We start from the raw sequence: 16,335 nt of genomic DNA, 5'->3' as shown, positions 1-16,335 counted from the left end.
AAACCTCCAAAAATGGAGGTTTTTGTTAATTTTTAGCAGCACTAGCAAATTCTTCTTTTTCGAAGGCTTCTTCAATAATATCTTTTAATTGTTTAGCTGAGGCTTGCATTTGTTGTAATTCTCTATCATTTAAAGGAATATTGACAGGTCTTACAACGCCATCAGCACCAATAATTGCAGGTTGTCCGATAAAGACATCTTCAACACCTTCATATTGACCTTGTTGGAAAACTGAAAGAGGTAGCACAGCATTTTCATCGTCTAAAATAGCTCTTGTAATACGCGCTAAAGCAACTGCTATACCATAGAATGTTGCTCCTTTTTTGTTGATAATAGAATAAGCGGCATCTCTAACAGATATAAAGAGATCAACTAAACCTTGTTCGTCAACATCACGATTATCTTGTAACCATTGTTCAAGTTTCACCCCAGCAACATTGGCATGTGACCAAACTGCAAATTCTGAATCACCATGTTCACCCATGATATAGGCATGAACAGATCTTGCATCTACACCTATTTTGTCAGAAAGTGCTTGACGGAATCTAGCAGAATCAAGCGAAGTTCCTGAACCGATAACACGTTCTTTAGGGAAGCCAGAGAACTTCCAAGTTGAATAAGTTAAAATATCAACAGGATTGGCAGCGACTAGGAAAATACCTTTAAAGCCAGAGTCAACAATTTTTGTAACCACTTCTTTATTAATACGAAGATTTTTTTCAACTAAGTCAAGACGTGTTTCACCTGGCTTTTGAGGAGCACCAGCAGTAAGAACAACTAAATCTGCATCGTGCGCATCTTCATATGTAGCAGAGTAAATCTTTTTAGGTGACGTAAAGGCGAGAGCATGACTTAAATCTTCGGCATCTCCTTGTGTTTTTTCTTGGAAAATATCAATAATACCAAGTTCTTGTGCAATACCTTGGTTGACAAGAGCGAAGGCATAAGATGATCCGACGGCACCATCACCAATCAGAATTACTTTTTTACGTTGCTTTGTTGAAATCATTATAAAATCTCCTTAATATTTTTAACTATGTCAATACATGCTATATTTTAGCACTTTGTAAGTCTTTTGTCATGAATTTTGGGTAAATTTATGTAAATTATTTTCAGAAAGCGGTTCCAAAGATGATAAAATAGCCTTTTTATGGTATAATAATAAAGACTTTTAACAAAGGAAAGAGGCATTTTTAATGCAAGACAGAAATCTAATCAATGTTAATTTAACCAGTGAAATGAAAAACAGCTTCATTGACTATGCAATGAGTGTTATCGTAGCCAGGGCTTTACCAGATGTTCGTGACGGTTTGAAACCAGTTCACCGTCGTATTTTGTATGGGATGAATGAGTTAGGTGTTACACCAGATAAACCTCATAAGAAATCTGCTCGTATCACTGGTGATGTTATGGGTAAATACCATCCTCACGGAGATTCTTCTATTTATGAAGCAATGGTTAGAATGGCACAGTGGTGGAGTTATCGTCATCTTTTAGTAGATGGTCATGGGAACTTTGGTTCCATGGATGGTGATGGTGCTGCGGCACAACGTTATACTGAAGCTCGGATGAGCAAAATAGCACTAGAAATGCTTCGTGATATCAATAAGAATACAGTTGATTTTATTGATAACTATGATGGAAGTGAAAGAGAACCAGTTGTTTTACCTGCTCGCTTTCCTAATCTTCTTGTGAATGGTGCGACTGGGATTGCAGTTGGTATGGCAACAAATATTCCACCACACAATTTAGGTGAGACAATTGAAGCTGTAAAATTAGTGATGGATAATCCAGATGTCACCACTAAAGAGCTAATGGAAGTGCTTCCTGGACCAGACTTTCCAACTGGAGCACTCGTTATGGGACGTAGTGGTATCCATCGTGCCTATGAAACCGGACGTGGTTCCATTGTTCTACGTGCTAAAACTGAAATTGAAACCCTTAAATCAGGCCGTGAAAGAATTATTATCACTGAATTTCCTTATATGGTCAACAAGACTAAAATTCATGAGCATATTGTTAAGCTAGCTCAAGAGAAACGTATCGAGGGCATCACTGCTGTTCGAGACGAATCAAACCGAGAAGGTGTGCGCTTTGTTATTGAAGTAAGGCGTGACACAAGTGCTAACGTGATTTTGAACAATCTTTTCAAATTAACGAGTCTTCAAACTAACTTTAGTTTCAATATGCTAGCCATTGAAAAAGGTGTTCCTAAAATATTGTCATTACGCCGAATTCTTGATAATTATATTGAGCACCAAAAAGAAGTAGTGGTTAGAAGAACACAGTTTGATAAGGATAAGGCTGAATCAAAGGCTCATATTTTGGAAGGTCTACTAATTGCACTTGATCACATTGATGAGGTCATTAAAGTGATTAGAAATAGTGAGACTGATGCAATTGCTAAGGCTGAGTTGATCAGTCGTTTCAATCTATCTGATCGTCAAAGTGTTTCTATTTTAGACATGCGTCTACGTCGCTTAACAGGCTTGGAACGTGATAAAATTCAAAAAGAATTTGATGATCTTATTGCCTTAATTGCTGATTTGACAGACATTCTTAATAACCAACATCGTGTTCAAACAATTATTAAAGAAGAGCTAGATGAGGTTAAACGCAAGTATGATGACAAACGTCGTACGGAATTGATGGTTGGTGAGATTCTAAGTTTAGAAGACGAAGACTTGATTGAAGAAGCTGATGTTTTAATCACTCTTTCAAATAAAGGTTATATCAAACGTTTGTCTCAAGATGAATTCCGATCACAACGCCGTGGCGGAAGAGGTGTTCAAGGAACCGGTGTTAATGATGACGACTTTGTCAAAGAATTAATTTCAACAAGTACTCATGATACCATGCTCTTTTTCACTAATCTGGGTAGAGTTTATCGCTTAAAAGGTTATGAAGTTCCTGAGTATGGACGAACAGCCAAAGGACTTCCGGTTGTTAATCTGTTAAAACTAGATGAAAACGAAAGAATTCAAACAATCATCAATGTTAAGACAGACGACTTTGAGAACAAATATTTGTTCTTCGCTACTCGATATGGTATGATTAAGCGTGTCAGTGTATCAGCCTTTAAAAATATTAGAAAAAATGGTCTTATCGCTTTAAATCTTAAAGAAAATGACCAACTAATCAATGTGTTACTAACCGATGGTGACAATGATATCATCATGGGAACACAAAAAGGTTATTCCGTTCGCTTCAAGGAAACCGACTCTAGAAGTATGGGAAGAAGTGCAACAGGAGTTAAAGGGATCAATCTAAGAGATGATGACCTTGTCGTTGGTGCCTCTTCAATACATGATGAACAAGAGGTTCTCATCATTACTGAAAAAGGTTACGGAAAACGAACCAGCGCTACTGAATATCCTACGAAGCGTCGTGGTGGTAAAGGAATGAAGACCGCTAATATCACTGAGAAAAATGGTATCTTGGCTGGTCTAACAACAGTTAACGGTAATGAGGATATCGTCATCATTACTGATACTGGTGTTATCATCCGAACAAGTATCGATAGTATCTCCCAAACCGGTCGTGCCACTCAAGGTGTTAAAGTGATGCGTTTAGATGATAACGCTAAAATCATGACATTTGCTCTAGTTGATTCTGAAGAAACTGATGAAACTTTAGAAGAAGGGAATGAGACAGTAACGAATGAATAGAAGGAAAAAACGTTCTAAGCTAAAAAGCATTCTACTCAATACTCTTGTTTTTCTCCTTTTTCTAGTTGGTTTAGCACTTATTTTTAATAAGCCGATTAGAAACACACTTATCGCTTGGAATACCAATAAATATCAGGTGACTAAAGTTGATAAAAAAGATATTGATAAAAACAAGAAAGCCAAATCAACCTTCAAGTTTGAAGATGTTGAGTCATTAAATGTTGAGGCAGTCCTTGCTGCACAAATGAGTGCTCAAGACTTACCAGTTATTGGCGGTATTGCGATTCCAGACTTGGAACTTAACCTTCCAATCTTTAAAGGATTAGACAATGTTGCATTGAGTTATGGAGCTGGAACCATGAAAGAAGATCAAGTGATGGGTCAAGGCAACTATGCTCTTGCTAGTCACCATGTGTTTGGCCTTACAGGTTCTTCGCAAATGCTCTTTTCTCCTTTGGATAATGCCAAAGAAGGAATGAAGATTTATCTAACTGATAAAGAAAAAATCTATGTCTACACTATCAATATGGTTGAACAAGTCACTCCTGATAGGGTTGATGTGGTCTATGATGTGGAAGGCAAAAATCAGATTACTCTTGTCACCTGTACGGATGCAGAAGCAACTTACCGCACCATTGTTTATGGTGAATTAACAGGTGAATTAGCTTTTGACGATGCTGACCAATCCATTTTAAAAGCATTTGAAAAACAATACAATCAAATTTCGTTATAAACTATTAAAGGAGGTGTTAATCACCTCTTTTTTATATTTATTTGCTAATTATTTTCAACAGTAGTATAATAATTTTAGAAGAAATTTGGGAGGTATTATTATGCAGTATAAGAGGTTGAAATCCTATTTATACATTTCCCTAGTAGCTTCTACTATCTTATTTTCATCAACGATTATGGCTGATGATAGCATGAATGTAAACACTATTGATGCTAATATGCCGGTGGAATTAATCGATAATACAGTCAGTGATTCCCAGAATGTTTTTTCAAATAATGTAGATGAAGAAACAGATATTGATGATGAAAAAGAAGTAATTCTAGATAGCTACAAGGAAGAAACAAGGGAATCCTTGAGTACTATGGAAGAAAGTGGTTTTACCAATAGCTCATCTCAGGATACTTTAGAGTCTGATCATAAAGATATGGACAAAACAGTCGATGAGTCAAGTCCTCAAGTTAGTCAGGAAAAAATAGAAGAAACAGTTGAAAATAGCGTCTCATTTAGAACAAGCAAACAACCCATTGACGCTAATCAAATTACTGATGTTACTATTGGTGAAACAGGACTAAGAATTCAATATCATCCTCAAATTCCTAATGGGACTTTGATAAAATTTGCTGTATGGTCAGATAATAAGGGACAAGATGATTTGGTGTGGTATACCGCTGAATCTGGAGGAGTTGCCTATGTTAATTTCTCAAATCACCGTTCTTATGGACTTTATCATATCCACACATATTCCAATACAAACGGAATCATAAAAGGTTTAAATGCCAGAACGATCACTCTTGATGTGCCAAAGGTTGATGCCGTTATAGAGTCACTTAATAATCATCAATATAAAGTGAGTGTAGACAATGTTCCTCAAACTTTATCTGAGATTGTTATCCCAGTTTGGTCTAATATTAAGGGTCAGGATGATTTAAAATGGTATAAAGCTAACAAAGAATCAGCAACAAAGTATTCTCTTGTTGTCAATCTTTCTAATCATCACTATGATATTGGTCACTATAGTGTTCATATCTATGGTAATAGTCGAGTAACAAAATCCTTAGTTGGATTAACTGCCACACCGGGATTTCAAGTTAAAGAAAATCAGGTTTATAATGTCAAATCAAGGGTTGAAAATTATGATAAATATAATCCTACTTTTGATGTTATTGTAGACGGTAGTCAGTCTCTTCAAAAAGTTAAACATGTTAGTATTGCTGTGTGGTCTGATAATAAAGGCCAAGATGATTTAAAATGGTATCAACCAAAGATAATAGAGGGGAAAACTAAGACTAAAATTTCTATTCTTAATCATAGTAATACCAGTGATAACTATAACGTCCATGTGTATACAACATATACTGACAATAAAACATTTGGTGTTAACTTAGGTAAATTTCAAATTGATACCTCAAAGATTAAAAACAATGTGTCAGTAGAAATGACCACTAAAGGTTTAGCATTATCGCTTGATTCTAATCTTATTTCTGAAATGGATAAAGTCATGTTTGCAGTATGGTCGGATGTTAATGGTCAAGATGATTTAAAATGGTATCAAGCTAATAAAGCTGGAGAAGCAGTAGCGTCTTATACTAATCATAAAGGGTATGGTACTTATCATATTCATACTTATTATAACAATGGTCGATATAAAGGTTTAACAGGAAGACAATTTACCATTGAAAAACCTTCTGTAACAACAGAAATTATTAAAAATGATGATGTTAACTATACCGTTTTTGTAAGTAATGTTCCTTATTATATCAGTCAAATTATTGTTCCAGTTTGGTCAACAAATAAAGGTCAGGACGATTTGAAATGGTATGAAACAACAAAATTTTCAGACACCCAATACAGAATGACCTTTCAAATAAAAGACCATCATTTTGATTCTGGTCACTATAATGTTCATATCTACGGTAAAAGTCAACTTGAACAAAATCGTTTAATTGGTATTTCTGATAGTAAAGGATTTGATACTGGAGTCATTACCCTTACAAATCCAACTGTAGTCGTCAAAAATCATAAGCCTAATCAGGCATCACTTGACGTTGTGATTACTATACCAGACAATTCTTATGATGTGACTACATTTAAAGTAGCTGCTTGGTCTGAAAAGAAACAAGAAAACATTCACTGGTATGTTTTGAGACCAACTGGATCAAAACAAGTTACTATTCCTGTGAGTGGTAAATATCATCAGAATGTTGTTGGTGATTATACTGTTCATACTTATTTACAATTAAGTAATGGTAAACAAATCGGCTATGATTTAGGAAAATATCATTTTGATAAAGGCACTAATCCAAGCACAGTAAAAGTAGATTATCTTGGTACTGGTGTTCATCAAGTAAAAATTGATAATCTCTATTCAGATGGTGATGTTGTCTATGCTGTTTGGTCGGAAAAAAATGGTCAAAATGATTTGAAGTGGTACAATGCCTCTAAAAAATATCTTCAAGCAAATGGTATGTTTAATGTTGTTAATCACTCTGATACTGGTACTTATCACATCCACGTTTACCAAAAACAAAATGGCAAGATGTATTTTGTCACAGCTACCACACAAACGGTTAAAAGAACAGACTATAACAATATGCCTTATTATCTTCAATGGGATTCTAGATGGAGTGGTAAAAACTATGGTGGCCAAAGCCTTGGTGTAACAGGCTGTGTCCCAACAGCTTTAAGCATGGTTTATTCTGCTTTAAGTGGTAAGGATATTAAACCGTATAATGTCGCGGACTATTTATACAACCAAACACAAGAATTTAACCGCAAATTTGCTGGAACGTCTGCTCTTGGTATTTTGCAAGCTAATAAGGCTTACGGCTTTAAATCAGAAGTTCTAGGCTCACAAAAACAATTAGAGGACAATCTTAAAACAGGTCACTATGTTCTTGCTGCCGTTCAAAATAATAAATTTGTCAGTAACGGTTCACATGAACTTGTTTTAAAAGGCTATCAAAATGGTATGACTTACGTCACAGATCCTTGGAGTCGTCAAAATACAGGTTGGTATCCAACAGCAAGGTTGTTTGCTGAACGTAGTCATGCACCAGAAGATGTTCAAGGTGTGGGAGTTCCTTTCATCAAAATTACAGACTAAAAAGGAGTCGGCTTTTAGCTGACTCTTTTTATTGTAAAAAGTTAAATTTAATATCTTATTAAAGAAGTGTCAAATATAAAAAAGATGATATTTTACAGTGTGTAATGCTTAAAAATATGGTAAAATATCAAAAAAGGTTGTTTTTAACAACAAGAGAAAGGGAACCCATGAGCACAGTTGCTAGTATGTTAAATGATGTTGAAAAAATTATTGTCCTAGATTACGGTAGTCAGTATAATCAGTTGATTACACGTCGTATCCGTGAGTTAGGCATTTTTTCTGAGTTGATGAGCCATAAGATTTCTGCAGAAGAAGTTCGCGCTATTAACCCGATTGGTATTATCCTATCTGGAGGACCTAATTCAGTTTATGAAGAAGATAGTTTTAAAATTGACCCAGAAATTTTAGAGTTGGGAATTCCAGTTCTTGGGATTTGTTATGGGATGCAGTTAATCACTCATACTTTGGGTGGTAAAGTGGTACCAGCTGGAACGGCAGGAAATCGTGAATATGGTCAATCACAATTAAACTTGACACAAACTTCTCAATTATTTGAGAATACGCCAGAAGAACAAATTGTTCTTATGAGTCATGGTGATGCGGTCACAGAAATCCCTCAAGGCTTTGTTAAGACTGGGGAATCACTAGACTGTCCTTTTGCAGCTATTGAAAATACTGATAAACACCTTTACGGTATTCAATTCCATCCAGAAGTGCGTCATTCTGTATACGGCAATGACATTCTTAAAAACTTTGCTGTCACCATCTGCGGTGCCTCACGTAGCTGGTCTATGGATAATTTCATCGACCTTGAAATCCAAAAAATCCGTGAAAAAGTTGGTGATAAAAAAGTCCTTCTTGGTCTTTCTGGTGGAGTGGACTCGTCAGTTGTCGGTGTTCTTCTTCAAAAAGCAATTGGTGACCAATTGACATCTATCTTTGTTGACCATGGTTTGCTTCGTAAAGGTGAAGCTGAGCAAGTCATGGAGATGCTTGGCGGTAAGTTTGGCCTTAACATCATTAAAGTGGATGCGCAAAAACGTTTCCTTGATAAATTAGCTGGCGTTGATGATCCTGAGAAGAAACGTAAAATCATTGGCAACGAGTTTGTCTATGTTTTTGATGATGAGGCAAGTAAACTTAAAGACGTGAGCTTCCTTGCGCAAGGAACTCTTTATACTGATATCATTGAGTCAGGCACAGAGACAGCGCAAACCATCAAGTCACACCACAATGTTGGTGGACTGCCTGAAGACATGCAATTTGAACTCATTGAACCGTTAAACACACTCTTTAAAGATGAAGTACGTGCACTTGGAACAGCACTTGGTATGCCTGATGAGATTGTTTGGCGCCAACCATTCCCAGGACCAGGATTAGCCATTCGTGTCATTGGTGAAATCACAGAAGAGCGCTTGAAAACCGTTCGTGAATCAGATGCTATCTTGCGTGAAGAAATAGCAGCAGCAGGACTTGACCGTGACATCTGGCAATACTTCACCGTTAATACCGGTGTACGCTCAGTTGGAGTTATGGGAGATGGTCGTACCTACGACTATACCATTGCAATTAGAGCCATCACATCAGTTGATGGGATGACAGCAGACTTTGCTAAGATTCCTTGGGATGTCCTTCAAAAAATCTCAGTACGTATCGTTAATGAAGTAGACCACGTTAACCGTATTGTCTATGATATTACAAGTAAACCACCAGCAACAGTAGAGTGGGAGTAGGAGAACTTTGTTGTATAAACTTAATTTTTAAAACCATAACTTTTAAGTTATGGTTTTAAAAATATTAACATATTGATTTTTATAACAAATAATATTATAATTAAAAATGAAATTTTTATAGAATAATATTATTTGTCTATTAAGGATAGATTCTATTAAATAATATATTCTAAAAATTAAATTTTTATTTTAGATTTGGAGATTCAATGAAAAAAATAGGTGAAGATAGTAGATTATTAGCTTCTTTAGCACTATTTAGAGAACTTTATGATTCCGAAAAAGATGTCTATGGAGTTATATCAGCTTTTTTGAGTGAAATTATTAAAAGCAAACGTATTTATGAATTTAGTTTAACAGAGATTACAGAAAAGCTTAATTCTATTTATGAATTTGAAATACCTACTGCTGTAGTAAAAACATCACTATCAAAAATGAGTTTTGTTAGAAGAAATAATGGTATTTATTCAATTTCTGATATTTCAGTGATTAAAGAATCTTCAGTTAATGAGTCACAAAAAACTAATCAAATCAGAAACGAAGAAATATTTAAAAATCTTATTTTATATATTGAGAAAAAAACTTTAAGAAAACTAACTGATAAAGATATAGAAGAAGCTTCAAGAACCTTTTATAGTTTTTTACTAGATAGAAGTAATGGAGAAAAATATATTGAATATATATCTGCTTTTATATTAGAAAATGAAAATAATTATGAATTTAGAAGCCATCTTAATTTAATAAGAGAAGGTGTAATAATTTACACTGGAATAAAATTTAATAATAATGTAAACGAAATTGGTTCTTGGAAAAATGAATTAACTATATATGTTGACACAGAAATATTATTTCATTTAGCTGGTTATAATGGTGAGCTATTTAAAAATTTAGCTATGGATTTTTATTCTTTAGTAAAGGAAATAAACACGAAAGCTAAAAAGAGAATAATTAAGTTAAAGTATTTTACGGAAGTTAAAGAAGAAATTGAAAAATTTTTCTATAAAGCAGAAAAATTTATAAGTGAAAATACTAGACCTGATCAAAACAATACTGCAATGGTTTCAATTATAAATGGTTGTCATTCAGCTAGTGATGTAATTTCAAAAAGATCAGATTTTTTTATGTTTCTAGAAAAATTTGGGATAACAGAAGATTCTTATCAAAACTATTTTGATAAAAACAATTACGAGTACAATGTTATTAATGATGAATTAATTGAAAAAGTTGAAAAAGAAATTGGAAAAGATCCTTATCCTTACTTACAGTTCTTAAACTATATTTCAATTCTTAGAGGAAATTTAAGGGAAGAAAATTTTGAAAATATAAAATATATTTTACTAACTGGAAATTCAATTACAATTAAAGTAGCTTGGGATGATTTGCTTAAAGAGAATGGCAATGTTCCTCTTGCTACTGATTTAAGCTTCTTGACTAATAAATTTTGGTTTAAACTCAATAAAGGATTTGGGAAAGAGATCTTGCCAAAATCTTTTAATGTAATTAGCAAAGCACAAATAGTTTTATCAAATGTTTTAAATAAAAGTGTTGGAGAAAAATATGAAGAGTTAAGATATCATTTTGAAAAAGGTGATATAACCAAAGAGCAAGCGGCAGCCAGAATTTCAAATCTTAGAGAAAAAGTATTAAATGCCGAGGAAATAAAGGCAAGTAATTCTCAAGATATACTTAATACAATAAAAGAAGATAGTCTTGATTCATTTATAGAAGAGTTTAATTATCAAAAAATAAAAACCGAAAAAGAAGTTGAGAAAAATAAACAATTACAGAATGAAATAAATGTTAAAATTCAAGTTGAAAACAAATTAAAAGAAGAGAATTCGAAAATAAAAGAAAAACTTTTACAATCAAAGCGTCAATTACTACAAGAAAAAGAAGCACGAAAAAAACAATTAGTAAATCAAAAGATAATCCTTAATGAAAAGATGGAAAAAAAATGTAAATTTTTTAAAAGCTTAATCAAATTATCTTTAATAATTTATTTTATAATCTTTAGTATTATTGTTTGTTTTACTTGGGATAAAATTGAAAAATATTTATATATTATTGGTTCGATACCTTTTATTCTTTCTCTAATTTATTCAATAGAAAAGGAAAAGAAAAAAGAAGTTAACTTAATTAAAATAATAAGAAAAATAAAAGAAAGCTTTTGTCACAAAATTTATAATGAAATTAATTCTATCAATTCTGAACTAACTAATATAGATAATGAAATAACTGAAATTAGAGAGGATATTAATAGAATCTAAGATTGTACATTGATTACAATTTATTTATAAATTTTTAATCTTATCATTGTTTATAGAAAGGATAAACTATTATGAATAATTTTAATTTGTTGTTTAAAAATGTAGACCCTAACGACAAAAAAGGACTTTCAGAAAAAGGTTTTGTCGTTGCTAAACTATTAAGAATATTTGCTATCATAGCCATTATCATTACTCTAATTATTGCCATTCCTGTTATTCTTGGTGGTAGTTTACTTGCCGGTTTAGGTTTGGAGAATGCTGGAGAAGTTAATCCTGAAATTGCTGTTACAGGAGGAATTTTTCTTGCTGTTTTTGGATTTATAGTCCTTTTATTTACTATTATTGGTCAGATTATTACGTTATGGTACACTGGAAAATTAAAAAAACAGTTTGCTCAAAATGAGATACCAAGCTCTGTTCTTCCAATCGTCTTTTTAGTTTTTTCTTTATTATCAGTTTATGGTAATCTAAGACCTGAATTCAACACTTTTGGTGTTTTACTTAATGGCTTTATTGCTTATTTATGGTTTGTTATCATTAATATTATTAAAAATCTTAAGAATATGGAATAAAAAATGGCTAAAAAAGTGAAAGACTATTATGATATTGATTACTTAAAAATGATGTCAAATAAGATAGCAGCAATAAGTAACGATTTTAATAGTGAAAAATTTCTTGAACTCACAAGTAATACCATTGAACAACTGGAATTTAATCAAAGACAGGACTTAATAGCGAAAGCCCTCTATGAGTCTATCAATTTAGGCTATGAAGAGACACTTTTGATTTTTTATGAAATGCTGGGAGATGAATTAAAAGGAAATGCTGGTGCCTTTTCTGAAGGCTGGTGGCTTTGGCCTATTGGAAAATATGTCGAACGATATGGTGATGATTACTTAGAGGCTAGTCTAACCTTCAGTAAAGAACTGACAAAAAGATTTACGTCAGAGTATTGCATGAGACCACTAATAAAAAAATATACGAAAGAAACGATGACAGTGTTGGAAGAGTGGAGTGTTGATGAAAACGAAAGGGTTAGGAGACTTTCCAGTGAATGTCTTCGCATCAGACTGCCATGGGCAAAGAAGCTATATACTGCTTTAGATAACTTTGACCAGTATTTTAAAATCCTAACGAATTTAAAAGATGATAAAGACAAATACATTCAAAAAAGTGTTGCTAACAATCTCAATGACTTATATAAGGAAGATGAAGAAAAGTTTTATTATATCGTTAACGATTGGGAGAAGGGCGATATCAGTAAAGAATGTCAATGGGTTATTAAACATGGTTCACGTAATGTCAAGTGATGCTAGATTTTGATTGCTACTTTAAACTCATGTATTACATTAAGTTCATTAGCTAAATGAAGTACAATTGTAGTGAAAATAAAAAAGACTAAAACTTATAATCAAAAGTGGAGGTGAGTTAGGATGTTAGTACGTATAAAATATTTTATCGTATTTTTAAGTATTATTTTTCTTGGCTTAACTCAATCTACCACCTATGCTAATTCAGATAGTATTGACTATGAAAAGATAGATTTACAAATCCGTCAAGATGTTAAAAATTATCATATTCCCGCTATGGCAATTGTTGTAGTGGATAAAGAGCAGGTTTTATTTTCAAAGACATATGGAAATAATGTAACAATAGAGACTCCCTTTATTATAGGATCTATGAGTAAATCTTTCACAGCTCTTGCGATTATGCAACTTGTTGAAGCTGGGAAAATCAACTTAGATAGTCCAATTTCTGAATACATTGATTGCTCAGAATGGTTTATTGAAGACAAAAATTCTAAAAATATTACTGTCAGAGATTTACTGAATCATACGAGTGGCATTACTCAATTTCAGAGATTTGGTGAACTGAAATCAACAAATTTCTATGGTCAACATGTCTATGCAAATACTAATTATGGTTTATTAGGTCTAATCATTGAAAATGTTAGTGGAATGACTTATGAAGACTATATTAATGAGAATATCTTTTTACCACTTGGCATGAAAAATTCAGCTGCTAGTTTAGAAAAAAGCTATGAAAATGGCTTGATAAAAGGCTATAGAAATTATTTTGGTATTCCTATTGAAAGTCATGCAGAATACCCTAAAGAGATTTCAAAAGGAACTTGGACCAATGTGCCCGCTGGTTACTTATCAGCAAGTGCTTCTGATTTGGGTAAGTATCTACAGATGTATTTGCAAGGTGGTAATGATATCATTAGCCAATCGAGTATTGAAAGCATGTTTTATGATGGTGTTTCAGTCAATCAAGGTGATTATTTTTACGCAATGGGTTGGCAGTATTCAGAAAAAATGTTTCAGGAGAAAATGATTTGGCATGCTGGTTTAGTCGAAAACTATACTTCTAGTATGTTTATTTTGCCAGAAGAAGATAAAGCAGTTGTAGTATTAGTTAACACGAATGATTATTTAGTAACAAATAACTTGATTCAGAATATTATAAATCCCTTGTTGGGAGAAACTCGAGATGATTTTAAAGAAAATACTTACTTAGTTTTTCACGGATTAATTGATTTGTTTTGTTTATTATTAAGCATGATTTCTTTCTATTCTTTGATTACAATTTCAAAATGGAAAACAAAGCAAAAAACATGGTTTTTATCTTTTATCGATACCGTTAGACATATTGTTATCCCATTAGTTTTATTTGGAATTCCTATTTTTTTAGAAACACCTTCATGGGTAATATGGTCATTTGCAAGAGACTTGTGGCTTGTTTTGTACGTTAATGCAATAATTCTAGCAATTACAGGATTATACAAGTTGAAATTAACCTTCCTATCGAAACCAAAAGGACTCTAGTATAATCTAGAGTCTTTTTGGTTACCAATTCTACATAACGAAACTTTTAGGTATGGTATAATAAAGCTGAGAATAATCATAAGAGAAATAAAATTTTTTAGTGTTTTTCATCACTTATGTGAATGATTATCACTCTTGTAAAACAGTGATTAGACGGTTAAGAAGGAGTTAAAATGATAAAAAATAATGACATCCCACTCAAAACAAGGTTAAAAGAATTATTTATTGACTGGCTAGTGATTGTTGGCTACCTCGCTTTGTTATTTCTAATAGCGACCTTATTTTATCAACTGTTCTTTGGTGGCATACCTCTTTTTTCAGAGGTTACGTCACAACTAATAGCTACAATGACGTCTGTTGTTCCAATTGTTTTGCTATTTTCTTACCTTGATTGGCGTGGTGGTAGTATTGGTAAGAAGAAAACAGGGTTAAGAATTCATTTCAAGAAGAAGCAGTTTCGCTTCGCTCTCATCAGAAATGTGATTAAATTTTTACCTTGGCAGTTGGGGCATATAGCTACCATTCACGGCATTTACCATGATTTTGATACCATTAGCCTTGTCTTACAAATTCTAAGCATCGGTCTTATGTTGGATATGTTTGCCATGGGGATTCTTCGAGAAGATAAACGACATTTTGCTGATTTTTTAGCCGGTTCTCAGGTGCAAGCACCGCATCCTTCACAGTTAAATCATGCTGTCATTGATTCTATGGATGATAAGTAATAGTGGGGAGAGTTGTTGGTGATTGAAAATAGACCTGATTTTAAAAGCATTAAATCTTTTGACGAATTTGAAAAATATTATTGGTATCGTAAGGAACTGGCAGAAATTTGTAAGTCTCTGGACTTGGAATATCGTGGGACCAAGAAAGAATTAAATCAGATTATCAAAGCTTATTTTGATGGGTATTTGATTAGAAAATGAAATTGATTTGGTAACAAAACCATCGAGTATGAAAAGACAAAAAATGGTGTAGGTATCATATAAATGAGTGCAATTGATTAGTTATTATTTGAATGAAAGGAGGCTATCTTACAATTAAAAAATTTAAGAATAGTATATTAATCAAATAAAATTAGAAATCGGGAGGTGTAAGGGACAATGACATTATTATTAGATAAAATTTTAGCTAGTATAGTTCAGATTACATTATTTTCTCTAATACCTTTTATTTGGTGGTATTTTTCTGGAAAAAAGCAAGAAAAATTTACTCATTGGATAGGATTAAAGAAAATAACTGGAAACAAGAAAAGAATCATTCTTGCCATAATAACTTTATCTATTTTATTTATGATATTAGGAGCGATAATTTTATTAAGTCTAAAGAATATTAAAATGGCAACTTCTGTATTCAAAGGTTTAGGATTATCGGCACTTCCAGCAATTTTAGTTTATGCGGTTTTTAATACTGCGTTTCCAGAAGAACTGATCTTTAGAGGTTTTATATTAAAGAGAATATCAAATAAGTTTGGATTCACATACGGAAATTGTGTCCAAGCAATTTTGTTTGCATTACTTCATGGTGTTATGTTTATTCCTCTCGTTGGAATAATTAAGTCTTTACTTATTGTCATTTTTACAGGATTAATTGCATATTCTATGGGTTATGTCAATGAGAAAATTGCTCACGGTTCAATTATCCCAAGCTGGATAATTCATTCTTTGTCAAATATTTTTTCAGGGATTTGCGCAGCCTATATGCTTATATAAATTTAGAATTTATCATTAAAAAAATAATAGAAAGCATTTTTGACAAAGAAATTTAGATAAGACTAGAGTAGTACTAAATTAATAGAGTAGATTGATTTGATATCATCTACTCTGCTTTTATTTTACGTTAGATGATTTAAACAATTGATTTTAGATGACCTAGCTTCTAAAAAATTTAGATTCAAAAAGTATGCAAATGGAAATATAGCGAATTCCTTTCAAAAAAATGTAATAGAAAACAAAAGGAATGAACCATAAAAATTATTGACAAGTAAATTAGAATTGATGAAGAAA

Annotated in this window: 11 protein-coding genes and 1 pseudogene; 11 read left to right on the top strand and 1 reads right to left on the bottom strand. The window is 32.7% G+C overall.

The genetic code is table 11. From position 1 onward, the window contains the following. Nucleotides 1–25: 25 nt before the first annotated feature. Nucleotides 26–1,009 carry an L-lactate dehydrogenase gene (locus tag JHK62_RS02600; RefSeq protein WP_199575117.1) on the bottom strand — a complete coding sequence of 328 codons (984 nt, stop codon included), beginning with the start codon at nucleotides 1,007–1,009 and terminating at the stop codon, nucleotides 26–28. Nucleotides 1,010–1,196: 187 nt separating this feature from the next. Here JHK62_RS02600 and gyrA point away from each other — a divergent pair, with 187 nt between their 5' ends. The 11 genes and pseudogenes from gyrA to JHK62_RS02545 all read left to right on the top strand — a co-directional run bounded on the left by gyrA (nucleotide 1,197) and on the right by JHK62_RS02545 (nucleotide 16,041). Then, nucleotides 1,197–3,668, top strand: coding sequence for a DNA gyrase subunit A (gene gyrA / locus JHK62_RS02595; protein WP_199575116.1), 2,472 nt, complete (start codon nucleotides 1,197–1,199; stop codon nucleotides 3,666–3,668). Further along, nucleotides 3,661–4,401, top strand: coding sequence for a class A sortase (locus JHK62_RS02590; RefSeq protein WP_199575115.1), 741 nt, complete (start codon nucleotides 3,661–3,663; stop codon nucleotides 4,399–4,401). The genes gyrA and JHK62_RS02590 overlap by 8 nt, the downstream gene beginning before the upstream one ends. A gap of 100 nt (nucleotides 4,402–4,501) precedes the next feature. Next, nucleotides 4,502–7,504 (top strand): GBS Bsp-like repeat-containing protein, encoded by a 3,003-nt coding sequence (locus JHK62_RS02585; protein WP_199575114.1) that lies wholly within the window; start codon nucleotides 4,502–4,504, stop codon nucleotides 7,502–7,504. 167 nt (nucleotides 7,505–7,671) lie between these two features. Next, a complete protein-coding gene (gene guaA, locus JHK62_RS02580) occupies nucleotides 7,672–9,237 on the top strand; it encodes a glutamine-hydrolyzing GMP synthase (RefSeq protein WP_199575113.1) in 1,566 nt (521 codons plus the stop codon). 206 nt (nucleotides 9,238–9,443) lie between these two features. Next, nucleotides 9,444–11,501 (top strand): ligand-binding sensor domain-containing protein, encoded by a 2,058-nt coding sequence (locus JHK62_RS02575; RefSeq protein ID WP_199575112.1) that lies wholly within the window; start codon nucleotides 9,444–9,446, stop codon nucleotides 11,499–11,501. 71 nt (nucleotides 11,502–11,572) lie between these two features. Further along, nucleotides 11,573–12,073, top strand: a complete 501-nt coding sequence (locus JHK62_RS02570) for a hypothetical protein (protein WP_199575111.1) — start codon at nucleotides 11,573–11,575, stop codon at nucleotides 12,071–12,073. A gap of 3 nt (nucleotides 12,074–12,076) precedes the next feature. Beyond that, nucleotides 12,077–12,811 (top strand): DNA alkylation repair protein, encoded by a 735-nt coding sequence (locus tag JHK62_RS02565; RefSeq protein ID WP_199575110.1) that lies wholly within the window; start codon nucleotides 12,077–12,079, stop codon nucleotides 12,809–12,811. Between the two features lie 123 nt (nucleotides 12,812–12,934). Next, nucleotides 12,935–14,329 (top strand): serine hydrolase domain-containing protein, encoded by a 1,395-nt coding sequence (locus tag JHK62_RS02560; protein ID WP_199575109.1) that lies wholly within the window; start codon nucleotides 12,935–12,937, stop codon nucleotides 14,327–14,329. 173 nt (nucleotides 14,330–14,502) lie between these two features. After that, on the top strand, nucleotides 14,503–15,054 hold the full coding sequence (locus JHK62_RS02555; RefSeq protein ID WP_199575108.1) for an RDD family protein: 552 nt from the start codon (nucleotides 14,503–14,505) through the stop codon (nucleotides 15,052–15,054). Nucleotides 15,055–15,072: 18 nt separating this feature from the next. After that, a pseudogene (locus tag JHK62_RS02550) lies at nucleotides 15,073–15,252 on the top strand (SAP domain-containing protein); the annotation flags it as partial. Between the two features lie 180 nt (nucleotides 15,253–15,432). Then, on the top strand, nucleotides 15,433–16,041 hold the full coding sequence (locus JHK62_RS02545) for a CPBP family intramembrane glutamic endopeptidase (protein WP_199575107.1): 609 nt from the start codon (nucleotides 15,433–15,435) through the stop codon (nucleotides 16,039–16,041). Nucleotides 16,042–16,335 lie beyond the last annotated feature (294 nt).

The organism is Streptococcus pacificus (assembly GCF_016481305.1).
GTDB classification, from domain to species: domain Bacteria; phylum Bacillota; class Bacilli; order Lactobacillales; family Streptococcaceae; genus Streptococcus; species Streptococcus pacificus.
The sequence above is the reverse complement of the archived record's forward strand: the minus strand, read 5'-3'. Positions and strand labels throughout refer to the sequence as shown.